19 protein-coding genes are annotated in these 24,282 nt (G+C 70.7%); 3 read left to right on the forward strand and 16 right to left on the reverse strand.

What is annotated here, in order from left to right:
- From AB0J40_RS23855 to AB0J40_RS23890, 8 genes are all read right to left on the reverse strand, one after another.
- Complete coding sequence (locus AB0J40_RS23855; protein ID WP_364456591.1) at window positions 1–1,446, reverse strand: NCS2 family permease; 1,446 nt, start codon at window positions 1,444–1,446, stop codon at window positions 1–3.
- A 199-nt stretch (window positions 1,447–1,645) separates the two neighbouring features.
- Entirely contained in the window at window positions 1,646–2,128 is a 483-nt protein-coding gene (locus AB0J40_RS23860) for a nucleoside deaminase (RefSeq protein ID WP_364456593.1), read from the reverse strand.
- A gap of 1 nt (window position 2,129) precedes the next feature.
- Complete coding sequence (gene pucD, locus AB0J40_RS23865; protein ID WP_364456595.1) at window positions 2,130–4,421, reverse strand: xanthine dehydrogenase subunit D; 2,292 nt, start codon at window positions 4,419–4,421, stop codon at window positions 2,130–2,132.
- Complete coding sequence (locus tag AB0J40_RS23870; protein WP_125316582.1) at window positions 4,418–4,888, reverse strand: (2Fe-2S)-binding protein; 471 nt, start codon at window positions 4,886–4,888, stop codon at window positions 4,418–4,420. Before AB0J40_RS23870 ends, pucD begins: the two co-directional genes overlap by 4 nt.
- Window positions 4,879–5,748: an FAD binding domain-containing protein gene (locus AB0J40_RS23875; protein ID WP_364456598.1), complete on the reverse strand. Its 870-nt coding sequence runs from the start codon at window positions 5,746–5,748 to the stop codon at window positions 4,879–4,881. The genes AB0J40_RS23870 and AB0J40_RS23875 overlap by 10 nt, the downstream gene beginning before the upstream one ends.
- A gap of 193 nt (window positions 5,749–5,941) precedes the next feature.
- Complete coding sequence (gene gcl / locus AB0J40_RS23880) at window positions 5,942–7,630, reverse strand: glyoxylate carboligase (RefSeq protein WP_364456600.1); 1,689 nt, start codon at window positions 7,628–7,630, stop codon at window positions 5,942–5,944.
- 1 nt (window position 7,631) lies between these two features.
- Complete coding sequence (locus AB0J40_RS23885) at window positions 7,632–8,519, reverse strand: 2-hydroxy-3-oxopropionate reductase (RefSeq protein ID WP_364456602.1); 888 nt, start codon at window positions 8,517–8,519, stop codon at window positions 7,632–7,634.
- Complete coding sequence (locus tag AB0J40_RS23890) at window positions 8,516–9,328, reverse strand: TIM barrel protein (RefSeq protein WP_364456604.1); 813 nt, start codon at window positions 9,326–9,328, stop codon at window positions 8,516–8,518. The genes AB0J40_RS23885 and AB0J40_RS23890 overlap by 4 nt, the downstream gene beginning before the upstream one ends.
- 135 nt (window positions 9,329–9,463) lie before the next feature.
- On the opposite strand from AB0J40_RS23890, the gene AB0J40_RS23895 reads away from it, so the two are divergent.
- A complete protein-coding gene (locus AB0J40_RS23895; protein WP_364456605.1) occupies window positions 9,464–9,754 on the forward strand; it encodes a barstar family protein in 291 nt (96 codons plus the stop codon).
- A gap of 75 nt (window positions 9,755–9,829) precedes the next feature.
- Here AB0J40_RS23895 and AB0J40_RS23900 read toward each other — a convergent pair whose 3' ends face one another.
- Genes AB0J40_RS23900 through AB0J40_RS23915 form a run of 4 tightly spaced genes read right to left on the reverse strand, consistent with a single transcriptional unit; the run spans window position 9,830 to window position 15,397 of the window.
- Entirely contained in the window at window positions 9,830–10,687 is an 858-nt protein-coding gene (locus AB0J40_RS23900; RefSeq protein WP_364456607.1) for a 2Fe-2S iron-sulfur cluster-binding protein, read from the reverse strand.
- Window positions 10,688–10,721: 34 nt separating this feature from the next.
- Window positions 10,722–12,464 carry an NAD(P)H-dependent oxidoreductase subunit E gene (locus AB0J40_RS23905; RefSeq protein WP_364456609.1) on the reverse strand — a complete coding sequence of 581 codons (1,743 nt, stop codon included), beginning with the start codon at window positions 12,462–12,464 and terminating at the stop codon, window positions 10,722–10,724.
- A gap of 1 nt (window position 12,465) precedes the next feature.
- Entirely contained in the window at window positions 12,466–14,388 is a 1,923-nt protein-coding gene (locus tag AB0J40_RS23910) for a molybdopterin-dependent oxidoreductase (RefSeq protein ID WP_364456611.1), read from the reverse strand.
- A gap of 13 nt (window positions 14,389–14,401) precedes the next feature.
- A complete protein-coding gene (locus tag AB0J40_RS23915; protein ID WP_364456612.1) occupies window positions 14,402–15,397 on the reverse strand; it encodes a 2-dehydropantoate 2-reductase in 996 nt (331 codons plus the stop codon).
- Between the two features lie 181 nt (window positions 15,398–15,578).
- Between AB0J40_RS23915 and AB0J40_RS23920 the strand changes: the two genes are divergently transcribed.
- On the forward strand, window positions 15,579–16,316 hold the full coding sequence (locus tag AB0J40_RS23920) for a GntR family transcriptional regulator (protein ID WP_364456614.1): 738 nt from the start codon (window positions 15,579–15,581) through the stop codon (window positions 16,314–16,316).
- Between the two features lie 31 nt (window positions 16,317–16,347).
- Here AB0J40_RS23920 and AB0J40_RS23925 read toward each other — a convergent pair whose 3' ends face one another.
- Genes AB0J40_RS23925 through AB0J40_RS23940 form a run of 4 tightly spaced genes read right to left on the reverse strand, consistent with a single transcriptional unit; the run spans window position 16,348 to window position 22,865 of the window.
- Window positions 16,348–17,724, reverse strand: coding sequence for an OFA family MFS transporter (locus AB0J40_RS23925; RefSeq protein WP_364456616.1), 1,377 nt, complete (start codon window positions 17,722–17,724; stop codon window positions 16,348–16,350).
- 15 nt (window positions 17,725–17,739) lie between these two features.
- The gene (locus AB0J40_RS23930; protein ID WP_364456617.1) at window positions 17,740–19,884 is read right to left on the reverse strand and encodes an acetate--CoA ligase family protein; all 2,145 of its coding nucleotides are present in this window, start codon (window positions 19,882–19,884) and stop codon (window positions 17,740–17,742) included.
- Window positions 19,885–21,114, reverse strand: a complete 1,230-nt coding sequence (gene frc / locus AB0J40_RS23935; RefSeq protein WP_364456618.1) for a formyl-CoA transferase — start codon at window positions 21,112–21,114, stop codon at window positions 19,885–19,887. It lies immediately after the preceding gene.
- Between the two features lie 14 nt (window positions 21,115–21,128).
- Window positions 21,129–22,865 carry a thiamine pyrophosphate-binding protein gene (locus AB0J40_RS23940; protein WP_364456620.1) on the reverse strand — a complete coding sequence of 579 codons (1,737 nt, stop codon included), beginning with the start codon at window positions 22,863–22,865 and terminating at the stop codon, window positions 21,129–21,131.
- Between the two features lie 269 nt (window positions 22,866–23,134).
- Between AB0J40_RS23940 and sucC the strand changes: the two genes are divergently transcribed.
- On the forward strand, window positions 23,135–24,280 hold the full coding sequence (gene sucC / locus AB0J40_RS23945; protein ID WP_364456622.1) for an ADP-forming succinate--CoA ligase subunit beta: 1,146 nt from the start codon (window positions 23,135–23,137) through the stop codon (window positions 24,278–24,280).
- Window positions 24,281–24,282: the final 2 nt, after the last annotated feature.

Below are 24,282 nucleotides of genomic sequence, written 5' to 3' on the forward strand. Positions count from 1 at the left end.
TTAGCGGAAGAGAGCTTCGACGCCGTCGACGGCGAAGTACACCGCGAACACCAGCGCCAGCAGGGACAGCAGCCAGCCGGCCTCGCGCCACTTGCCGCGGCCGATCTTGATGAGCACGAACGCGATCAGGCCGGCGCCGACGCCGTTGGTGATCGAATAGGTGAACGGGATCAGGGCGGCGGTGAGGAACACCGGGATCGTGTAGTCGGGATCGTTCCAGGGGATGTTGCGGCACTGGGCGACCATCATGCCGCCGATGACGACCAGCGCAGGCGCCGCCGCCTGGGCCGGGACCACCCCGGCGAGCGGGGTGAACAGCAGCGTCCCGGCGAACAGCAGGCCGGTGACGACGCTCGCCAAACCCGTCCGGGCGCCTTCGCCGACGCCGGCCGCGGACTCGAGGAACACCGTGTTCGGTGACGAGCCGGTGACGCCGCCCGCGATCGCGCCCGCGCCGTCGACCAGCAGGATCCGGCCCATCCGGGGGACCTTGCCGTTCTTCGACAGCCCGGCTTCGTCCGAGACGCTGGTGATCGTGCCCATCGCGTCGAAGAAGCCGGACAGCACCAGCGTGAACAGGAAGACGGTGGCCGCGAGCGCGCCCGCCGAGGCGAACCCGCCGAACAGGTCGATGTGGCCGAAGAGCCCGAAGTCCGGGGCGGCGACGACGTGGTCGGGCAGGGCCGGGGTGGTCAGGCCCCAGCCGCCGACGCCGAAGGCCTCGTGCAGCACGACCGCGAACACCGTCGCCACGCCGATGCTGATCAGCACCGCGCCCGGGACCTTGCGGGCCATCAGCACGATCATCAGCAGCAGCCCGAAGCAGAACACGACGATCGGCCAGCCGTGCAGGTGCCCGCTCGCCCCGAGGCGCACCGGGACGGTGGTCTGCGCCGCGTCCGGCATCCGGGTCACGAACCCGGCGCTGACCAGCCCGACCAGGGCGATGTAGAGCCCGATCCCGACGGTGATCGCCATCTTCAGCGGCCGCGGGATGGCGTTCATGATCCGCTCGCGGACGCCGCTGACGGCCATCAGGACGATGCAGACGCCTTCGAGGACGACCAGCCCGAACGCCTGCGCCCAGGTCATCGAGGGAGCCATCTGGAAGGCGACGATGCCGTTGATGCCGAGCCCGGCGGCCAGCGCGAGGGGCGCGTTGCCGACGAGTCCCATGAGGACGGTCATCACGGCGGCGGCCAGCGCCGTCGCGGTGGTCACCTGCGCCGCGGAGAGCCGGGCGCCGGTGATGTCGGCGGAGGCGCCGAGGATGAGCGGATTGAGCAGCACGATGTACGCCATCGCGACGAACGTCGTGACGCCGCCGCGGACTTCGCGGCCGATCGTGGACTGCCGGGCGCGTAGTTCGAACAGCCTGTCGAGCAGCGATCGGCGTTGCGCGGGTACTTCGTCGACTACTGGGGTGGGGACTTCGGTCTGGGTCATGCGTCCTGCCCTTGCCGGTGAGGGTTATTCGGGCTAGCCCGGCGCAACGGACTTGCGCGTGCAACCCAACAGGGACTTTGCGCCGGGCGACGGCTGAATAATCCTCATCGGGTGTGCTCGGCCAGGGCCAGGCACCACGCCGTGCCTGGCCGAGCGGGACGTTCGATTCGGTTGTGCTCCGGTCAGCTGGCCTTGTGGGTCAGTAGTCGGTGCGGTCGGCTTTGTCGAGCCAGGCCGCAAAGGGGGCGAACCCATCCTTTGTGGACAGTCGGGTCACGGGCACCGTCCACGTTTCACGGGGACGGTCGAACAGTTCGTAGAAGGCGCGGTCGTCGAAGCCGGCCTTGGCCGCGTCGTCGCGGTCGGCGGCGAAGAGGACCTTGTCGACACGCGCCCACAGCGCCGAGGACAGGCACATCGGGCACGGCTCGCAGCTGGAGACGAGCACGCAGCCGTCGAGCTTGAACGTGCCGAGCGCCTGGCAGGCCGCGCGGATCGCGACCACCTCGGCGTGCGCGGTGGGGTCGAGGTTCGCGGTGACGCGGTTGACGCCGGTCGCGACGACCTCGCCGTCCTTCACGATCAGCGCGCCGAACGGGCCGCCGCCGTTCGCGACGTTGGTCTCCGCGATGCGGACGGCTTCGTCGAGCCATTCGGTCTCGGCGGAAATCGACGTGGTCATCTCAGACTCCGGTGATGTGCTCGGGGCGGATCGGGACGCACGGCAGCTCGAGGCCGGTGGCCGCGCGGATGGCGTTGGCGATCGCCGGCGTGGCGGAGATCGTGGGTGGTTCGCCGACGCCGCGGACGCCGTAGGGCGCGTGCGGGTCGGGGCGTTCGAGGACGTCGACGCGCATCGGCGGCATGTCGAGGATGGTCGGGATGAGGTAGTCGGTGAACGACGGGTTCCGCACCTTGCCGTCCTGCACCAGGATCTCCTCCATCACGGCGAGGCCGAGGCCCTGCGCCGAGCCGCCCTGGATCTGGGCGACGACCGCGTCGGGGTTCATCGCCTTGCCGACGTCCTGGGCGCAGTCCAGCTGCACGACCTTGACCAGGCCGAGGTCCAGGTCGACGTCGACCACCGCGCGGTGGGCCGAGAAGCCGTACTGCACGTGGGCGTCGCCCTGGCCGGTCTCGGGGTCCAGGGGGTAGGTCGGGCGGTGGTGGAACTCGCGGGTCTCCTCGATCGCGGTGTCCCCCAGCAGCTCGGCCAGGTCCGCGACGACTTCGCCGTCGGCCGCCACAACCTTCCCACCCACCAGGGACATGCCCTCGGCGGGCACCCCGAGCCGCGCGTAGACGGCCTCCGCGACCGCGCGGCACGCGTTGCGGACCGCGCCGCCGGTGACGTACGTCTGGCGCGACGCCGAACTGGACCCGGCGTCGCCGACGCTCGTGTCGGCCGGGTGCACGCTGACCCGGGTCAGGCCCAGCTCGGTGCGGGCGATCTGCTGCTGCAGGGTCACCAGCCCTTGCCCGACCTCGGCCGCCGCGGTGTGCACCATGGCCACCGGCTCGCCGCCGAGGACTTCCAGGCGGACGCGGGCGGTCGAGTAGTCGTCGAGACCCTCGGCGTAGGAGATGTTCTTGATGGTGACGCCGTAGCCGACACCGCGCACGACCCCTTCGCCGTGGGTGGTGTTGGACGCGCCGCCGGGCAGTTCGCGGATGTCGCGTTCCCCCGTCGGCTCGGGCGGCAACGGCAGGTCGCGCACCCGCTGCACCAGCTCGGCCACGGGCGCCGGGAAGTCGACTACCTGGCCGGTGACCACAGTGGACCCTTCGCTCAGCGCGTTGCGGATCCGCAGTTCCGCCGGGTCCATGTCCAAAGCGGACGCCAGCTTGTCCATCTGGGACTCGTAGGCGTAGGTCGGCTGGACCGCGCCGAGCCCGCGCATCGCGCCGCAGGTCGGGTTGTTCGTGTAGACGCCCCAGCCCTCGATGTGTGCGTTCGGGACGTCGTACGGACCGACGCTGAGCGTGGTGCTGTTGCCGACCACGACCGGGGTCTTGGACGCGTACGCGCCGCCGTCGAAGTACATCCGCGCTTTGACGTACACGAGCTTGCCGTCGCGGGTGGCGCCGTGCTCGTAGTACATCTTCGCCGGGTGGCGGTGGACGTGCCCGAAGAACGACTCCAGCCGGTTGTAGCTCATCTTCACCGGACGCCCGGTGCGCAGCGCGAGCATGCACGAGTGGATCTGCATCGACAGGTCCTCGCGGCCGCCGAACGCGCCCCCGACCCCCGACAGCGTCAGCCGGACCTTCTCCAGCGGCAGGCCGAGTGCCTTCGCCGTCTGGCGCTGGTCGACGTGCAGCCACTGGGTGGCCAGGTAGAGGTCGACGCCGCCGTCCTCGGCCGGCACCGCCAGGCCGGACTCCGGCCCGAGGAACGCCTGGTCCTGCATGCCGATCTCGTAGACGCCGGAGACGACGACGTCCGCCGTCGCGGCCGGGTCGCCCTTGACGATCCGCTGGTGGCGCACCAGGTTCCCGCCCGGGTGCAGTTTCGGCAGAGTGTCGTCGTGCGCGGCCCGCTCGGGGTCGGTGATCGGCTCGAGGACGTCGTACTCGACGACGATCTCCTTGAGCGCCTGCCGCGCGATCTCCGGGTGGTCGGCGGCCAGGATGGCGATCGGCTCGCCCTGGTAGCGGACCAGGCCGTCGGCCAGCGCCGGGGTGTCCTGGTACTTGAGGCCGTAGACGTTCTCGCCGGGTACGTCCTCGTGGGTCAGTACCGCGTGCACGCCGGGCTGCGCGAGTGCACGGGAGACGTCGAGGCGGACGATCCGGGCGTGCGGGTGCGGGCTGCGCAGCGTGGCGCCCCACAGCATGTCCTCGTGCCACAGGTCAGACGAGTAGGCGAACTCGCCCCGGACCTTGAGCGTGCCGTCCGGGCGCAGCGGGCTTTCGCCGATGCCGCCGGCGATCGTGTCGTGCAGCTCCTGCGGGGAGCGGGCCGGGGCGCTCATCGGACGGCCTTCTTCGCGGCCGCGTCGCGGACGGCGTCGAGGATCTTCTCGTAGCCGGTGCACCGGCAGAGGTTCCCCGCCAGGGCCTCGCGGATCTCGACGTCGCTCGGGTCCGGGACGCGCTCGATCAGGTCGTGCGCGGCGACCAGCAGGCCGGGCGTGCAGAACCCGCACTGGACGGCGCCCTTCTCGACGAACGACTCCTGCACCGGGTCGAGGTCGTCCCCCTCCGCCAGGCCCTCGACGGTGACGACGTCCCGGCCCTCGGCCTGCCCCGCCGCGACCAGGCACGCGCACGCCGGCACGCCGTCGAGGTAGACCGTGCAGGAACCGCATTCGCCCTGCTCACAGGCGTTCTTCGAGCCGGGCAGGCCGAGCCGCTCGCGCAGCACGTAGAGCAGGCTCTCGCCTTCCCAGACGTTGTCCGCCCGGCGGGACTCGCCGTTGACGGTGACGTTCACGCGCACTTCGCGCTCCCTCCGCAGTATTCGGTCCAGGCCCAGGTCAGCGTCCTGCGCGCCATGACCCCCAGGGCATGGCGCCGGTAGGCCGCGCTGCCCCGGACGTCGTCGATCGGCGACGCGGCCGCGGCGACCAAGTCGCCGAAACGCCGTTTGGCCGAGTCGGTCACCGGCCGGCGCGACTCCCAGTCCAGCTCGCCGGCCAGGAACTCTTCGGCGTCGAACGCCCGGCGCGGGGTGGGGGCGGCCGAGCCGACGCCCGTGCCCACCCGACGCTCCTCCGGGTGCAGGGCCAGCCCGAAGGCCGCGACCGCGATGACCATGGCGTTGCGCGTGCCGATCTTGCTGAACTGCTGCGGTCCGGTGGCCGGTCGCAGCAGCACCGCGGTGATCAGCTCGTCCTCGGCCAGGACATTGCGCTTGACCCCCACGTAGAAGTCCTTCGCCGCGACGACCCGGGTGCCGCGGACCGAGGCGATCTCGACCTCGGCGTCCGCCGCGAGCAGCGCCGGGTGGGAGTCGCCCGCCGGCGAAGCCGCGCCCAGGTTGCCCCCGACGGAACCGCGGTTGCGGATCTGCGGGGACCCGACGGTCCGCGCGGCCATCGCCAGGCCGGGCAGCCGCGTACCGAGCTCGGCGATGATCCGGGTGTAGGGCACGGCCGCGCCGAGCCGGATCCGGCCGCCGTCGGTGCCGTGCTCGTGCAGCTCGGCGACACGGCCGAGGTCGAGCAGGGAGTCCGGACGGCGGTGGTCGAAGTTGAGCTCGACCATCACGTCCGTGCCGCCGGCGATCGGGACCGCACCGGGGTTCGCGGCACGCGCGGCGAGCGCGTCGGCCAGCGAGGCGGGTCGGAGGAATTCCACTGTGGACGTCCTTTCGGGGCTGCTTCGGCAAGGAGTACACACGCTCGGGTGTGGCCGGGACCACGGCAAAACCCCTGAAAGACGGGTGAATTTCCGGCCCCGCTTTGTACTTTCCGACAACACCCCGATCGCGGACGCGGAAAGGCCGCCGCACGAGGTCAGGTCTCGTGCGGCGGCCGTGGTCACGCGGGTGTTACGCGGGCTCGAACTCCTTCACGGCGTCCAGGGCGGCACCCATGGCGGCGTTGCCCTCGCGCTCGATCATGATCTCCACCAGGACCGGCCGGCTGGTGCGCTCGGCCTCCTTGCGGGCCCACTCCAGGGACGTCCGGATCTCCCCGGGTTCGAGCACGCGGGTGCCCGAGCAGCCGTAGGCTTCCATGATCTTGACGTTGTCCGTGCCGTTCGAGTCGTAGTGGATGTCGACCTCGAAGTTCATGTCGTAGCCGGTTTCGGCCTGGCGGATCAGGCCGAGGTACTCGTTGTTGAGCATGATCAGCACGAACCCGACGTCGTACTGGGCGGCGACCGCCAGTTCCTCGACGAGGAACTGGAACGAGTAGTCCCCGACCACACCGACGACTTCGGCGTCCGGGCGCGCTTTCTTGACCCCGATGGCGGCGGGGATCTCCCAGCCGAGCGGGCCGGCCTGGCCGCACACCTGGTAGTGGCGCGGCTTGTGCGCCTTCTGGAACTGGCCCGACCAGATCTGGTAGAGCCCGATCGCGGTGACGAAGTACGTGTCCTCGCCGAAGGTTTCGTTGATCTCCTTGAAGACCCGCGGCGCCTTGATCGGCAGGGTGTCGAAGTCGTCGCGGCGGGGAAGCGCCTCCTTCAGCTCCGCGATCCGGCCGACCCACGCACGCCGAGGCGGCACCGACCGCCGGTCCAGCGCGGCCAGGAGCGCGTCGAGGAACTCCCGCGTGTCCGAAACGATCCCGAGGTCCGGCCCGAAGACCTTGCCCAGCTGGGTGGGCTCGATGTCGACGTGGATGAACTTCCGGTCCCCGCGGTACACCGACAGCTCGCCGGTGTGCCGGTCGCCGAACCGCGCGCCCAGCGCCAGCACCAGGTCGGACTCCAGGAAGGCCGCGTTCGCCCAGCGCTGCGAGGTCTGGATGCCGGCCATCCCGGCAAACAGATTGTGGTCCTCGGGGAAGGAGCCCTTGCCCATCAGCGTCACCTGCACCGGGACGTCCAGCCGCTCGGCCGCCGCCCGCAGCTGCTCGCTCGCCTCGCCGAGGACGACCCCGCCGCCGGCCAGGATGATCGGGCGTTCGGCCGCCAGCAGCATGTCGAGCGCCCGCTCGACCCGCGCGGGCGCGGGTTTCACCGCCGTCACGGGCAGCGGCGAGTCGATCGAGGAGTCCCACTCGATGTCCTGCTTCTGGACGTCGATCGGCAGGTCGATGAGCACCGGGCCGGGCCGGCCCGAGCGGGCGATCCGGAACGCCTCGCGGAAGATCCACGGCAGCTGCGCGGCCTCCTTGACCTGCACCGCCCACTTCGTCACCGGCTTGGCGATCTCGACGATGTCGACCGCCTGGAACGCCTCGGTGTGCAGCTTGTTCGACGCCGCCTGGCCGGTGATGCAGATCATCGGGATCGAGTCCGCGTGCGCGGTGTAGAGCCCGGTGATCATGTTCGTCCCGGCCGGGCCGGACGTGCCGATGGCGACGCCGACGTTGCCGTTCGTCCTGGCCCAGCCGTCGGCCATGTGCGTCGCGCCCTCTTCGTGGCGGACGATCAGGTGCTGAATCGCCCGGCCTTGTAGGGCGTTATACAGCGGGAGGATCGCGGCGCCCGGGCAGCCGAAGACGGTGTCGACGCCTTCGCTTTCCAGGACGTCGACGACCGCCTGCATCGCGGGGATTCTGGGCATGTCACACCTCCGCCGGGGCGCGGCCCGACAACTGTTCGGCGACCTTCAGCAAGGCCGAGTGGTCCAGGGAGCCGTACCCCATGGCACGGCCGGCGGCGACGAGCTGGGCGACCAGCCCGGTGAGCGGGAGCGCGACGTCGGCCTGCCGGGCGGCGGCGAGCGCGATCCCCATGTCCTTGTGGTGCAGGTCGATCCGGAAGCCGGGCGCGAACTGCCGGTCCACCATGGACTTGCGCTTGAGTTCGAGGATCCGGCTGCCCGCGAGGCCGCCGGCGAGCACGTCGAGGCCCGTCGCGGCGTCCACTCCGGACGCTTCGAGCAGCACGATCGCCTCGGCGACCAGCCCGTAGATCCCGCCCACGACGAGCTGGTTGGCCGCCTTCACGACCTGGCCGGCACCGTGCGGGCCGACGTGCACGACGGTCTTGCCGAGCACGTCGAACACCGGCTTCGCGGCCTCGAAGTCTTCTTCCGAGCCACCGACCATGATGGACAGCGACGCCTGCTCGGCGCCGGCCTGCCCGCCCGACACCGGCGCGTCCAGGACGCGGATCTTCCGGTCCCGCGCGGCTTCCGCGACGGCGATCGACGTCTCGGGCCGGATGGTGCTCATGTCGATCAGGAGCGCGCCGGGCTCGGCGGTGTCGAGGACCCCGCCCGCGGCCAGCACGACCTCTTCGACCTGCGGGTGGTTCGGCAGCATCGTGATGACGACGTCCGCGCCGGCGACCGCGTCGGCGACGCCGGTCGCGGCCCGCCCGCCGGCGGCCGCGAGCTTCTCGCCCGCGGCCGGGTGGACGTCGTAGCCGCTGACGTCGTGCCCGGCCGCGACCAGGTGCGCGGCCATCGGGGCGCCCATCACGCCCAGTCCGATGAATCCCAGTTTCATGCTCGTCCCCTTCGGGTCTTCGGCAGCCAGGTCAGCGACGTTTCGGTGTCGGGCTCCGGGACGTACTCGATCCCGACGAACCCGGCGTAGCCCGCGTTCTGCAGCTTCGCGAGGTGCCCGTCGATGTCCAGGGAGCCGGTGCCGGGCTGGTGCCGGCCGGGAGCGTCGGCGATCTGCACGTGCCCGATCCGGGAGATGTGCTTCGCCGCCAGCGCGTCCAGGTCGTCCCCGTTGACTGCCAGGTGGTACAGGTCGGCCAGCAGCCGCACGTTGTCGCGCCCGAGGTCGTCGAGCACGGCCACGGCGTCCGCGGCGGTCTTGAGCGGGTAGCGGTCCGCGCCGGAGAGCGGTTCGAGGACCAGCTGCGCGCCGATCTTCGCGGCGGCCTCGGCGGCCGTCGCGAGGTGGACCAGCGCCAGGTCGTCCTGCTTGGCGGGGTCTTCGCCGTCGAGCCGGTTGCCGTAGAGCGCGTTGAAGCTGCGGCAGCCGGTGCGTTCGGCGATCCCGAGCGCGACGACGAGGCTGTCGGCGAACTCGGCCTCGCGGCCGATCCACGACACCAGGCCGCGCTCCCCCGCCGCCATGTCGCCGGCGTAGAAGTTCAGCCCGCGCAGGCGAACGCCGTCGAGGCTCCGCACGAAGGCGTCGACCTCCTCGCGCGCGGGGACCGCGGTGTCGAACGGCCACCAGTACTCGACGTCGGTGAACCCGGCCTCCCGCGCGGCGGCGGCCCGCTCGAGCAGCGGTACCTCCTTGAACAGGATCGACAGGTTGGCGACGTACGGCAGGGAGTGCCCCTCTTCTGGCATCGCGACCTCAAATTTCGCTATCCGGAATCTTTCTTTCGCATATCGAGAATAGCTGGTCGCCGGGCTCGGGGTCAACGGCGAGCGGCCGCCTCCGCGGTAGGTTCGGCCGGTCCGGCTGCCGACGGGAAGTGAGCGATGCGCGTCGTCCTCGACGGGAAGACCATCCGGTCCGAGCAGGACCTGCACGACCGGCTGGCCGGTCCACTCGACTTCGGCCCGTACTACGGCCGCAACCTCGACGCCCTCTGGGACCGGCTCTACCGGGACGTGCCCCGGCCCGTCGAGCTGGTGTGGGAAGACGCCGCCACCAGCGCGGAACACCTCGGCGAGGAGCTGTACGGACGCATCGCCGCGCTCCTCGTCGAGGTGATGGAGCGCGACGCGGCGCATCCGCCGGAGCAGCGGTTCACCGTCCGGTTCGCCTGAGCCGGGCCGGCGGGCACCGACGACGAAGGCGCCGCGGCTCGACGAGCCGCGGCGCCTTCGGGCGAACGGGTGCCGCTACCGGTTCTGGACGTGCTGCCAGCCGAAGCGGCCCTTGATGCAGAGGTTCCCGTGGGTCACCGAACTCTCGTGCGGGGAAGTCACCTTGACGATCTCGTTGTCCTGGACGTGCAGCGTCAGGTTGCAGCCCACCCCGCAGAACGTGCACACCGTCGTCGTCTCGGTCTGGCGGGACTCGTCCCAGGTGCCGTCCGCGCGCTTGTCGTACTCGCGCTTGAAGCTCAGCGCCCCGGTCGGGCAGACCTCGACGCAGTTGCCGCAGTACACGCACGCGCTGTCCGGCAACGGGTTCGAGAACTCCGTCGAGATCCGCGCGTCGAACCCGCGGCCGGCCACGCTGATCGCGAACGAGTTCTGCCACTGGTCGCCGCACGCGTCGACGCACTTGTAGCAGAGGATGCACTTCCCGTAGTCCCGGACGTACAGCTCGTTGTCCACCAGGGCCGGCTGGGCGACCGTCGCCGCGTCCGGGCCGAAGCGGTCCGGGTCGGCGCCGGTTTCCGCCAGCCACTCCGCCACGCCCGGCGTTGTCGACAGGTCCGTGGCCGACGCCAGGAGTTCCAGCACCACCTTGCGGCTCGTGCGCGTCCGCTCCGAATCCGTGTGCACCACCATCCCCGGCTCGGCCTTGCGGGAGCAGGACGGCACGAGCGTCCGGGAGCCCTCGACCTCGACCATGCAGACCCGGCAGGCGTTCGCCGGTTCCAGAGTGTCGCCGTAGCAGAGCGTGGGGATGTCCTTGCCCGCCGCCGTGCACGCGTCGAGGATCGTCGACCCCTCCGGGACCCGGACGACCGAGCCGTCCACAGTGAACTCGACCAGCCGCTTCGGGATTCCGATGTCCACTGTGGTCATTGCTCCTCCACGGGGAAGCGTGTGTCGTCGCTGGTCACTGCAGTGCTCCCAGCCGGTCGATGGCGGACTCGATCGCGTTCCACGCCGTCTGGCCGAGGCCGCAGATCGACGAGTCCCGCATCACCCCGCCCACTTCCCGGAGCAGCGGCCGCTCCTCCGAGCCCGTCGCGAGGACGCGCCGGATCGCCTCCTCCTGCCGGACGGTCCCGATCCGGCACGGGACGCACTGCCCGCACGACTCGTCGCGGAAGAACTCCGCGATCCGCAGCAGAAACCCGCCGAGGTCGGCCAGGTCGTCCAGCACCAGGACGACGCCCGAGCCGAGCGTCGTCTTCGCCGCCCGCGCGTCCTCGAAGGTGAGCGGCAGGTCCAGCTCGTCCGGCCGGACGAACCCGCCGGCCGCGCCGCCCAGCAGGATCGCGCGCAGCGAGCGGCCCTCGGGTACTCCCCCGGCCAGCGCGAGCAGCTCACGCAGCGAAGTGCCGAACGGCACCTCGTAGACGCCCGGCCGTTCGACGTTGCCGGACAGGCAGAACAGCTTCGGTCCGGCCGACGCCTCCGTGCCGAGGGCACGGTACGCGGCCGCGCCTTCGGTCAGGATCAACGGCACGTTGACCAGGGTCTCGACGTTGTTCACGACCGTCGGCTTGCCGAACAGCCCCTGCTCGACGGGGAACGGCGGTTTCGAGCGCGGCTCGCCGCGGAAACCCTCGATCGAGTTGAAGATCGCGGTTTCCTCGCCGCAGATGTACGCGCCCGCGCCGCGCCGGATCTCGATGTCGAACGAGAACCCCTCGTGGCCCATGACGTCCACGCCGAGGAACCCGCGTTCCCGGCAGACCTCCAGCGCGTTGCGCAGCAACCGCAGCGCTCGCGGGTACTCCCCGCGCAGGTACACGTACCCCTGCCGGGCGCCGATGGCGAACGCGGCGATCGTCATCGCCTCGACCAGCGCGAAGGGGTCGCCTTCGAGCAGCACCCGGTCCTTGAACGTCCCGGGTTCGCTCTCGTCGGCGTTGCACACCAGGTAGTGCGGGCCGGCGGGCTGCGCGGCCGTGGCCGCCCACTTGCGCCCGGTCGGGAACGCCGCGCCCCCGCGGCCGAGCAGGCCGGAGTCGGTGACCTCGCGGATCACCGCGGCCTCGCCCATGCGCAGGGCGTTGCGCAGCGCGGCGTAGCCACCGGCCGCGCGGTAGTCGTCCAAACTGGACGGATCGACGACGCCGACCCGGCGCAGCAGCCGCAGTCCCTCCTTCTGGTGGAGCACCGGCGGCGGCCCGTCGCCCGCAGGTTCCCGCTGGGCGGCCAGCACCGCCGACGCGCCGGTCGCCGGGGCGAGCAGTTCGGTGGTGGCCGGGTCGCCGGCCTGGAACGTCAGCGCCGCGGGGGCTCGTTCGCAGACGCCGAGGCACGGGCTGCGCAGCCACGTGACCCCGCCGCGCGCCTTCCCCGCGGCGCCGACGTGCTCGGTGAGGACGTCGCACACCGTGTCCGCGCCCTTGAGGCGGCACGCCAGGTCGGTGCACACGTGCACCACACGTTCGGGGCGTTCCTCCAGCGCGAACAACGAGTAGAAGCTGGCCACGCCGTAGGCCTCGGCGGGCGGCACGTGCAGCGCCTCGCAGATCAGGTTGAGGGCGCCCTGGCTGATCCAGCCGACCCGGTCGTTGACCGCGTGCAGCGCGGGCAGCAGCTGGTCGCGGCCACCGCCCTCGAAACCGGCGACCGCCGCCCGTTCTGCACGCGACGCGACGGCGTCCAGGAGTTTGAGGTCCACTTCAGACTCCCGCTGCCGAGAGCTTCTCGACGCGGATGGCCGCGGCCTTGTACTCGGCGGTCCCGGCGATCGGGCAGGTCGCTTCGATGGTGATGACGTTGACGTCGACCTCGTCCGGGAAGTGGAAGGTCATGAACGCGAGCCCGGGCTTGAGGCCCTTGTCGAGCCGCACCGGGGCGACGATCTCCCCGCGCCGCGACGAAATGCGGACCAGCTCGTCCGGGGCGACGCCGAGCGAACGAGCGTCCTCCGGGCAGAGGTCGAGGGTCTCGCCCTGCCGCAGCGGAGACGGGAACCCGCCGGACTGGACGCCGGTGTTGTAGGAGTCCAGGCGCCGCCCGGTGGTGAGCCGGATGGGGAACTCCTCGGTGAGCAGGTCGACCGGCGGGCTGTGCTCGATCACCGTGAACGGCGCCGGGCGGCCGCGCTCGGCCGGGTCGTCGGCCCACAGGCGGCCGTGCAGGAAGGTCGGTTCGAGGGTGTCCTCGGAGTAGCACGGCCACTGGATGCCGCCCAGCTCTTCCAGCCGCGCGTACGACATCCCGGCGTGCATCGGCGACAGCGAACGCAGCTCGTCCCAGACCTCCTCGCCGCCGGTGTAGTGCCAGTCGTGGCCGAGCCGGCGGGCCAGTTCCGAGAGCAGCTCGATGTCGTCGCGCGCGCCCGCCGGCGGCTCGAGGGCCTTGCGGACGCGCTGGACGCGGCGTTCGGAGTTGGTGAACGTGCCGTCGCTCTCGCACCAGGCCGCCGACGCCGGCAGCACGACGTCGGCGAGCTGCGCGGTCTTGGTGAGGAAGATGTCCTGCACCACCAGGTGGTCCACATTGGACAAGCGTTTGATCGTGTGCTCGCAGTCCGCTTCGGACTGGACGGGGTTCTCGCCGATGATGTACACGCACGTCAGGTCGCCGCGTTCCATCGCGTCGAGCATCTGGGTGAGGTTGAGGCCCTTGTGCGGCGGGATCGACGAGCCCCACGCGGCGTCGAACTTCGCCCGGACCTCCGCGTCGAGGACGTCCTGGAAGCCGGGCATCCGGTCCGGGATGGCGCCCATGTCGCCGCCGCCCTGGACGTTGTTCTGACCGCGCAACGGGTTCAGCCCGGCGCCGTAGCGGCCGACCTGTCCGGCCAGCAGCGCGAGGTTGATCAGCGCGAGGACGTTGTCGGTGCCGTTGTGGTGCTCGGTGATGCCGAGGGTCCACGACAGCTGCGCGCGGTCGGCGCGGGCGTAGGCGTGGGCCAGCTCGCGGATCAGCCCGGCCGGGACTCCGGTGGTCTTCTCGGCGACCTCCAGGGTCCACGGCTCGACCGACGCGGCGAACTCCGCGAACCCTTCGGTGGCGCGCTCGACGAACGTCGTGTTGGCGAGCCCCGAGTGGATGATCTCGCGGGCGATCGCGTGCGCCAGCGGGATGTCGGTGCCGACTTCCAGCTGCAGCTGCCGATGGGCCCAGCTCGCGGTGCTGGTCCGCCGCGGGTCGACGACGAAGAGCTTCGCTCCCTTGTGGACGGCCTTCAGCACGTGCTGGAAGAAGATCGGGTGTGCTTCGCGGGGGTTGCCGCCCCAGATGACGATGACGTCGGCGTCCTCGATCTCCTGGTACGACGACGTGCCGCCGCCGCTGTCGAACACCCGGGCCAGGCCCGCGACGCTCGGCGCGTGGCAGGTGCGGTTGCACGAGTCGACGTTGTTCGTGCCGATCACCGCGCGGGTGAACTTCTGGGCGACGAAGTTCATCTCGTTGGTCGCGCGGGCGCACGAAAACATCCCGAAGGCCTCGGGTCCCCTGGTCTCCAGGGTCCGGCGGATCCCGGCGGCGGCCCGGTCGAGGGCCTCCTCCCAGGTCGCCGGCCGCAGCACACCGGAGTCGCGCACCAGTGGCTGGGTGAGCCGCACGTACGGCTCGGTGTTCCTGCGCTTCACGGGCACCTCCGGTTCAGTGCGCCCCGACGGGGACGGGCGGGTTGCTGGTGTGGTCGAGCAGCGAGATGGCGGCGTGGACGTGCCGCAGCGCGGGCGCGGGCACGCCGGTGAGGCCGGCCAGCTCCACGACCGCGCCGATGATCGCGTCGATCTCGAGGGGCTTGCCCGCTTCGAGGTCCTGCAGCATCGACGTCTTGTGGTGGCCGACGCGCCAGGCCCCGTCGATGCGCTTCTCGACCGAGACGCCGGGATCGCTGCCCGCCGCGCGGGCGATTTCGAGGGTCTCGGTCATCATCGTGGCGACGAGCGCGCGCGTGTCGTCGTGCTCGCACATCTGGGCCATGGTCGCCCGAGTCAGCGCCGAGAGCGGGTTGAAGGCGACGTTGCCCATCAGCTTGATCCAGATGTCGTCGCGCAGCCGCGGTTCGACCGGCGCCTTGAGCCCGCCGGCGATCATCGCCGCGCTCAGTACCTTGCAGCGCGCGGAGATCTCCCCGTCGGGCTCGCCGAGGGAGAACCGCGTGCCTTCCAGGTGCCGGATCACGCCCGGTTCCTCGATGACGGTGGAGCAGTAGACGACGCAGCCGATCGCGCGGCGCAGCTCGAGCACGGCGGTCACCGAGCCGCCCGGATCGACGGTCTCGACACGCCTGCCTTCGAGCGGATGTCCCGTCAGGCCGTGGAAGTACCACCACGGGATGCCGTTCTGCGCCGCCACGATCGCGGTGTCCGGGCCGAGCAGCGGGGCGAGCAGCGGCCCGCAGGAAGCGTAGGAGTTCGCTTTGAGGCCCAGGAACACGAAGTCGACCGGGCCGACTTCGGCCGGGTCGTCCGTGACGTGCGGGTGGGCGGTGAAGTCGCCGCGCGGGCTGAGCACGCGGACGCCGTGCTCGCGCATCGCGGCGAGGTGGGCGCGCCGGGCGATCAGGTGCACCTCGGTCCCGCCGCGGTGCAGCGCGGCGCCGACGTAGGCACCGATCGCCCCGGCCCCGAGAACAGCCACCTTCATGATGTGCCTCCCTGGTCGAGGACTCGATTGCATACAGTATCCTGGATCCGCTCACGAGACCAGGCCTTACCGCCCGGAGAGACCGTGAAACTCCCGACAGGGTGAGGTTCTGGGATTTTGCATACCAAAACCTGTATCCTGATCAGAGATCGTCGCGTTCCTCTCCCCTTCGAGGTGTCCCGTGAGCCAGCCCGCTTCTCCCCTTCCCGACCGCGGCCCGACCGGTCGCCGCACGGCCAAGGGCTCGCTCAGCTCGACCGCCGCCAAGCGCGTCGAACGGCCCGCGCCGCTGCGGCAGGTCGTCTACGAGGCCCTCGCCGAGCTGATCATCAACCGCACCCTCGAGCCCGGGCAGCACCTGGTCGAGGCCGACCTGGCCGAGTACCTGGGCGTCAGCAGGCAGCCCGTCCGCGAAGCCCTGCAGCGCCTGCAGAGCGAAGGCTGGGTCGACCTCCGGCCGGCCCAGGGCGCGTTCGTCCACCTCCCGACCGACGAGGAGGCCGACCAGCTGCTGAGCGTCCGCAGCGTGCTGGAGACGCACTCCGCCAAGCTCGCCGCCGGCAACGCGACCGCCGACGACGTCCGCCGCCTGTGGGAGCTGCAGCAGGTGGGCGTCGAGGCGCTGAAGGCGGAGGACACCGAAGGCCTGGTCGCGGCCAACGCGGCCCTTCACGCGTTTATCACGCAGTTGTCGGGGAACGCGGTGCTCGCGGAGCTGATCGGCCTGGTCGACCGCCGGGTCCGCTGGTACTACACGCCGATCGCCCGGCCGCGCGGGCGGGACGCGTGGAACGAGCACGACGAGCTGATCCACGCGATCTCCGACGGCGACACCGAAGCCGCGGAACAGATCATGGCCAAGCACACCGAACGGACCCGCCAGGCCTACCACGAACGTCCGGAAGCTCCCCGATCCTGATTGCCGCAGGACCGGGGAGCGGGAAACCGGACTAGCCGCCGGCCGCGGCCGACGGCCGCGCCACCAGCTCGGTTTCGGCGAGCTGGTGGCGTGTCCGGCCGGGCTGGCGCAGGAACAGCGTCAGCACCGCGGACAGGAGCGCGATGCACCCGGCGAGGACGTACGCGCCGGTGTAGCCCCACGCGCTGATGACGCCCGCGGCGAGCCCGCCGCCGCCGACGCCACCGACCAGTTTCGCGCTGTAGACCAGGCCGTAGTTCGACGCGTTGTTGTTCTCGCCGAAGTAGTCCGGCACGAGCGCGGCGAACAGCGGGTAGAACGCGCCGCCGCCGAACCCGGTCAGGAACGCGAACACCATGAACAGCACCAGGTTGTGCGTGTTCCCGGCGTACAGCACGCCGAACTGCGCGCCGGCCGCGATCACCAGCACCAGCGTCAGCGTCTGACGCCGCCCGATCTTGTCCGACGCCCAGCCGACGACCGCGCGGCCGGTGCCGTTCACGATGGCCAGCACGCCGGCCGAGGAAGCGGCGACGAACGCGCCGAAGTGGCTCTCCTTGGCGAACGGCACCTGGAAGTTGATGCCGAACAGCGAGACCCCGCCGATGATCACCAGGCACACCCACATCAGCGGGAGCATGCCGGTCCGGATCGCCTCCATCGGCGTGAACTGGCGGACCGCCGGCGGGTTCTTCGCCAGGCTCCTGACCCCGGTCTTGCCCTTCGCCCAGGAGATCGGGTCGACCTCCTTCGGCCACCAGCTCTTCGGCGGGTCCTTGAACAGGAACCCGCACACGCCGACGACGACCAGCATGTACAGGCCGATGCCGTCGAGCACCCCGGTGACGTTCTCGTGCCCGAGGAACGCGCTGAACAGGTAGATGAACGGCACCGAGCCGTAGGCGAACCCGCCGTTCACGAACCCGGTCCGCGCGCCGCGCTTCTCCGGGTACCACTTGCCGACCATGTTGATGCAGGTCGCGTACACGAGCCCGGCGCCGGTGCCGCCGAGGACCGAGTACCCGATGAACGCCAGCGTGAGGTTCCCGCTGTGCGCGATGGTGAAGTAGCCGATGCCGCTGAACACGGCGCCGAGCAGCATCGCCGTCTTCGCCGAGACGACGTTGCGTTCCCGGAGCCGCCCGGCCGGGAACGCGACCCCGGCCTGGAACACGGCCCAGATGCTCGCCAGCCAGAACGCGTCCGAGAGCGTCCAGCCGTACTTCTCTTCCAGCGTGCCCTCGACGGCGCCCCAGCCGTACTCGAACACGCTGACCGCCATCATGGCGATCCAGGGCAGCCAGACCATCCAGCTGCGTGAGCGCCCCATGATGTCCTGCGGGGACTCGCCCACCCGGTAGACTCTTCCGTTCTCGTCGGTGATCTCCTGATAAGTGGCTGCGGTCATGAAGGTTCTCCTTCGTCAGCGTTGACTCAGGTTCGGCAGCAGGTCGGCGGCTCGCGCCCAGCGGTACTTCGCACCGAGCACCGCCACGGGCTTCTCGGTGGTGTAGGGGTACGCGACGACGCCGCGGTCGTACAAGTAGTCGCTCGCCTCCTCGACTTCGACGTCGCCGGACAGCGACGCGACAACAGGCTTGTGGATCCCTTTCGCGCGGTACTCCTCTACCACCTCCGCGACCAGTTCGGCGAACACCATCGGCGGGGTGACGATGGTGTGCCAGTAGCCCAGGATCAGGGCGTGGATGCGGTCGTCCTCGAGCCCCAGCGCGATGGTGTTGCGGTAGGTCGAGGGTGGCTCGCCGCCGGTGATGTCGACGGGGTTGCCCGCGGCGCCGAACGGCGGGATGAACTTCCGGAACGCCGTGTCGAGGTCCGGTGGGATCTCCATCAGGCCGAGCCCGTTGTCGACGCAGGCGTCCGACAGCAGCACCCCCGACCCGCCGGCGCCGGTGATGATGACGACGTTCTCGCCCTTCGGCGTGGGCAGCAGCGGGATGCCGCGGGCGTACTCGAGCATGTCGTTCAGCCCGGGCGCCCGGATGACGCCGCTCTGGCGGAGGATGTCGTCGTACACCTTGTCGTCGCCGGCCAGCGCGCCGGTGTGCGAGCTGGCCGCCTTGGCGCCCTGCGACGTCCGCCCGGCCTTGAGGACGACGACCGGCTTGCGCTTCGAGACCCGCTTCGCCGTCTCCGCGAACGAGCGGCCGTCCTTGAGGTCTTCGAGGTGCATCGCGACGAGCTGGGTGTTGTCGTCCTGTTCGAAGAAGGTGAGCAGGTCGTCCTCGTCGATGTCGGCCTTGTTGCCCACGCCGACGATCGAGGACACGCCCATCTTCGCCGAGCGGCTGAAGCCGAGGATCGCCATCCCGATCCCGCCGCTCTGCGACGACAGCGCCACGCCGCCCTTGACGTCGTACGGGGTGCAGAACGTCGCCGACAGGTTCTCCGGCGTGTAGTAGTAGCCGTAGATGTTGGGCCCGAGGATGCGGACGCCGTGCCGGCGCGCGATCGCCACGACCTCGTCCTGCAGCTCGACGTTGCCGGTCTCGCCGAAGCCGGACGGGATGAGGATCGCGCCCGCCACGCCCTTGCGGCCGGCCTCTTCCAGCGCCGCCGGGACGAACTTCGCCGGGATGGCGAAGACCGCGACGTCGACGTCGCCGGGGACGTCGGTGATGCTCGCGTAGGCCTTGCGGTCGAGGATCTCGGCGGCCTTGGGGTTGATCGGGTGGATCTCCCCGGCGTAGCCGCCGTTGACCAGGTTCTTCATCACCGAGTTGCCGATCTTGCCGGCCTCGGCCGACGCCCCGATCACCGCGACCGACGCCGGTTTCATGATCCGGGTCATCGAGGCGAGGATCTCCTCCTGGGTGAACCGGTGCGGCTCCTTCGCCGCGGCCGGGTCGACCAGGATCCGGACGTCGACCGCGATGGCGCCGTGCGGGGTCGCGAGCACCGGGTTGAGGTCCACTTCGGACAGCTGGGGGAAGTCGGAGACGAGCTCGCCCAGCCCGGTGATCACGGCGGCCAGTGCATCCCGGTCGACCGGGTCCGCGCCGCGGACGCCCCGGAGGATCTCCGCCGCCTGAATGCCGTCGATCATGGAGAGCGCTTCCTCCGTGCTCGTCGGCGCGAGCCGGAAGGTGACGTCCTTGAGCACCTCCACGAGGACACCGCCCAGGCCGAACGCGACGACCTTGCCGAAGGTCGGGTCGGTGACCGAGCCGATGATCACCTCCTGGCCCTCGGTGAGCATCTGCTGCACCTGGACGCCGAGGACGCGCGCGTCGGCGTTGTACGCCTTCGCGTTCTCGACGATCTTCGTGAACCCCGCCTTCACCGCCTCGGCGTCCCGCAGGCCGACGAGCACGCCGCCGGCCTCGGTCTTGTGGAGGATGTCCGGCGAGACGATCTTGAGCACCACCGGCAGCCCGATGGCTTCCGCGTGCGTCACGGCCTCCTCGGCCGTCGTCGCCAGCCGCTCGGCCGGCGTCGGGATGCCGTAGGCCTCGCAGACCGCACGCCCCTCGGGCGCGGTCAGCGAGGACCGGCCTTCGGCCGCCGCCTCGGCGAGGACCTTTTCGACCGCCGCGCGATCCCCCACTCAGATCACCCCCGCGGCGCGGAACTCGTCCAGCTCGGCCGCGCTGTAGCCGAGTTCGGTCAGCACCTCGTCGTTGTGCTCGCCGAGCAGCGGCGACCGTTCGATCTCCACCGGCGAGTCGGACAGCTTCAGCGGGCAGCCGACGGTCTTGAAGGTGCCGCGCTCCGGGTGCGCCACCTCCACGACCGAGCCGAGCTCGGCCAGGGTCTCGTCCTCGATCAGCTCCTTCGTGGACAGGATGGGGCCGCACGGGATGTTGTGGGCGTTGAGCTTCTCCATCACTTCCCACTTGGTGTGCTTCTCGGTCCACTCCTCCACGAGGGCGAACATCTTGTCCAGTTTGGACAGCCGGACTTCCGGGGTGGCCCAGGCCGGGTCCTCGGCCAGCTCCTCCCTGCCGATCAGCCGCGCGAGCGGTGCCCACCCGGGTGGCTGGACGATCACGTAGATGAAGTCGTTCGGCCCGCCGGGCGCGCACTTGACCGCCCAGCCGGGCTGGCCGCCGCCGGACGCGTTGCCCGAGCGCGGGACCTCGTCGCCGAACTGGTCGTTCGGGTACTCGCCGAGCGGGCCGTGCGCCAGGCGCTGCTGGTCGCGCAGCTTGACCCGGCAGAGGTTGAGCACGGCGTCCTGCATGGCGACCGCGACGCGCTGGCCGCGGCCGGTGGAGGTCCGCTGGTACAGCGCGGCGAGGATGGCGGCCACCAGGTGGATGCCGGTGCCGGAGTCGCCGATCTGCGCGCCGGTCGCGGTCGGCGGGCCGTCTTCGAACCCGGTGGTGCTCATCGCGCCGCCCATGGCCTGCGCGATCACCTCGTAGGCCTTGAAGTCGGCGTAGCGGCCCGGTCCGAACCCCTTGATGGAGGCGTAGATCAGCCGGGGGTTGAGCGCCGCGAGCTTCTCCCACGGGTAGCCGAACCGGTCGACGACGCCCGGGCCGAAGTTCTCGACCAGGATGTCCACTCCGGACACGAGCTTCTCGAAGACTTCCTTGCCCTCGGTGCTCTTCATGTTGAGCGTGATGCTGCGCTTGTTGGCGTTCAGCATCGTGAAGTAGAGGCTGTCGACGCCGGGCAGGTCGCGCAGCTGCCCGCGCGTGATGTCGCCCCGGCCGGGGGTCTCGAGCTTGATCACGTCCGCGCCGAGCCAGGCGAGCAGCTGCGTCGACGACGGACCGGACTGCACGTGCGTCATGTCGAGGACGCGGACGCCCTCCAGTGCCTTACCCATGCCTTGGCCTCCGCTCACTTGTACATGGTCTGGTTCATGGTTCCGGGGGCGTACACGTCGGGATCGACCCAGACGTTGATCAGCGACGGCTTGCCCGACTCCCGCGCCCGCAGCAGTGCCGGCCCGATGTCGGCCGGGTCGCGGACTTCTTCGCCGTAGCCGCCGAGCATCCGCGCGAACTCGTCGTAGCGGACGTCGCCGAGGGTGTTGCCGACGCGCTCGCGCGGCAGCCCGTACTTCGCGGCCTGGCCGTAGCGGATCTGGTTCATCGACGAGTTGTTGCCGACGATCCCGACGAACGGCAGGTCGAACCGCACCAGCGTCTCGAAGTCCCAGCCGGTGAGGCTGAACGCGCCGTCGCCGAAGAGCGCGACGACCTCCTTGTCCGGCCGGGCGTGCTTGGCCGCCATGACGAACGGGATGCCGACGCCGAGTGTCCCGAGTGGACCGGGGTCCATCCAGTGGCCGGGCGACTTCGGCTGGACGACCTGGCCGGAGAAGGTGACGATGTCGCCGCCGTCGCCGATGTAGATGGAGTCCTCGGTGAGGAACTCGTTGATCTCGTGGACCAGCCGGTACGGGTGGATCGGGCTTGCGTCGGAGTGCTGCAGCGGCAGCCGCTTCTGCTTCGCCTTTTCCTCCACGGCCTGGAGTTCTTCGAGCCAGGCCTTGCGGCCGACGGCGCCGTTGTCGCCGCGGCCGGACGCGGCCTCGGCGACGGCGGCGAGGACCTGGCCGGCGTCGCCGACGATGCCGAGGTCGACGTCCCGGTTCTTGCCGACCGTGCGGTAGTCGAGGTCGATCTGGACGACGGTGGCGTCCTTGGACAGCCGCTTGCCGTAGCCCATCCGGAAGTCGAACGGGGTGCCGACGATGACGATGACGTCGGCGTTGTCGAAGGCGTACCGGCGCGAGAGCTGGAAGTGGTGCGGGTCGCCCGGCGGCAGCGTGCCGCGGCCGGCGCCGTTCATGTACGCCGGGATGTTCAGCGTGCGGACCAGGTCGACGGCCGGCTCGGTGGCCCGCGTGGTCCAGACCTGGCTGCCGAGCAGGATGGCCGGCTTCTTCGCGTGCACCAGCAGGTCCGCGAGCTTCTCGATGTCGGCGGGGTCGCCGGCGTTCTTCGTCGACGCGCGGTAGCGGCCGGCTTCGGGGATACGTGCCTGCTCCAGGGGTACGCGCGCGTCGAGGACGTCGCGCGGGATCTCCAGGAACGACGGGCCGGGCGCGCCGGCGTAGGCCTCCCGGAACGCCATGCTCACGAGGTCGGCGACGCGGGCGGTGTGCGGGACGGTGGCGGCGAACTTGGTGATTGGCGCCATCATGTCCACGTGCGGGAGGTCCTGCAGGGACCCCATCTTGTGCTGGGTCAGGGCGCCCTGGCCGCCGATGAGCAGCATCGGGCTTTCCGCGCGCAGGGCGTTGGCGACCCCGGTGACGGCGTCGGTGGTGCCGGGCCCGGCGGTGACCACCGCGCAGCCGGGCTTGCCGGTGATCCGCGCGTAGCCGTCGGCCGCGTGGGCCGCGACCTGTTCGTGCCGGACGTCGATGACCTGGATGCCTTCGTCGACGCAGCCGTCGTAGATGTCGATGATGTGGCCGCCGCAGAGGGTGAAGATCGTGTCGACCCCTTCGGCCTTCAGCGCCTTCGCCACGAGGTGGCCGCCCGAGATTTCGGCGGGCGCGGGCTCGGCGCCGTTCGTCGCCGCGGCACTCTCCCCCGCGGTGGTGCCGGTCGTTGTCAGCGCCATTGCTCAACTCCTCTGGTTCGCCGCCGGATCTCTCTTGTCCGGCGGTGCGTACTCCGGTCCGCTCGTCGCCGTCACCGGCGTCCGTCGAGGTCAGCGACCTCTTCGCGGCAGACTGTAGATTGCATACCGTATGGGGTAGGCATATAGTCACTCTTCAAGCAGCCCGTGTCCAGGGCCATCCGCAGGGTTTTTCCGGACTCGAAACCGGCCCCCGCGGACCACCACTCCACGCCCTTCGCCCTGCCCCGTCGCGGAAAGGACGCCCCCGCATGGACCTCTTCGAACACGAAGCCCGCGATCTCTTCGAGAAGCACGGCGTGCCGGTGCCCCGCGGCCGGGTCGCCGCCGACCCCGCGTCGGCCCGCGCCGCGGCCGCCGAGCTCGGCGGCCCGGTGGTGGTCAAGGCCCAGGTGAAGACCGGCGGCCGCGGCAAGGCGGGCGGCGTCCGCGTGGTGCGCACGCCCGACGACGCCGAACAGGCCGCAGACGACATCCTCGGCATGGACATCAAGGGCCACACCGTGCACCGCGTCCTGGTGACCGAGGCAAGCGAAATCGCCGAGGAGTACTACTTGTCCTTCCTGCTGGACCGCGCCGGGCGCACGTTCCTCGCCATGGCGTCGACCGAAGGCGGCATGGAGATCGAGGAGGTCGCGGCGACCCGGCCGGACGCCCTGGTCCGCGTGCCGGTCGACCCCCTGGTCGGTGTCGACGCGGCGGCTGTCGCCGCCGCGTTTCCGGCCGACGTCCGCGGCGAGGTCGCCGGCGTCGTCGAGAAGCTGTGGGACGTGTTCGTCGCCGAGGACTGCACGCTGGTCGAGGTGAACCCACTGGCGAGTACGTCGGCCGGGATCGTCGCGCTGGACGGCAAGATCACCCTGGACGACAACGCCTCCTTCCGGCGGTCCGCGACGTTCGACGACACTTCGGACGGCGATCCCCTGGAGCGGGCAGCGCGGGCGAAGGGCCTCAACTACGTCAAGCTCGACGGCGACATCGGCGTGATCGGCAACGGCGCCGGGCTGGTCATGTCCACTTTGGACGTCGTGGCGGCGGCCGCCGCCGAGGCGGGCGCACGCGGCCCGGCGAACTTCCTCGACATCGGCGGCGGCGCGTCGGCGCAGGTGATGGTCGACGGGCTGACCGTGATCCTCGGCGACCCGCAGGTGCGCAGCGTGTTCGTCAACGTCTTCGGCGGCATCACCGCGTGCGACGCCGTCGCGACCGGGATCGTGCGGTCGCTGGAGATCCTGGGATTGCGGGCGACCAGGCCGCTGGTGGTCCGGCTCGACGGCAACAACGTCACCGAAGGCAGGCGGATCCTCGCCGACGCCGCCCATCCCCTGGTCACCGTGGTGGCCACCATGGACGACGCCGCCCGCGAGGCGGCGAAGCTCGCGATCGCGGAGGTCTGAAC

Origin of the sequence: Amycolatopsis sp. NPDC049691 (assembly GCF_040675005.1) — a bacterium.
GTDB lineage: Bacteria > Actinomycetota > Actinomycetes > Mycobacteriales > Pseudonocardiaceae > Amycolatopsis.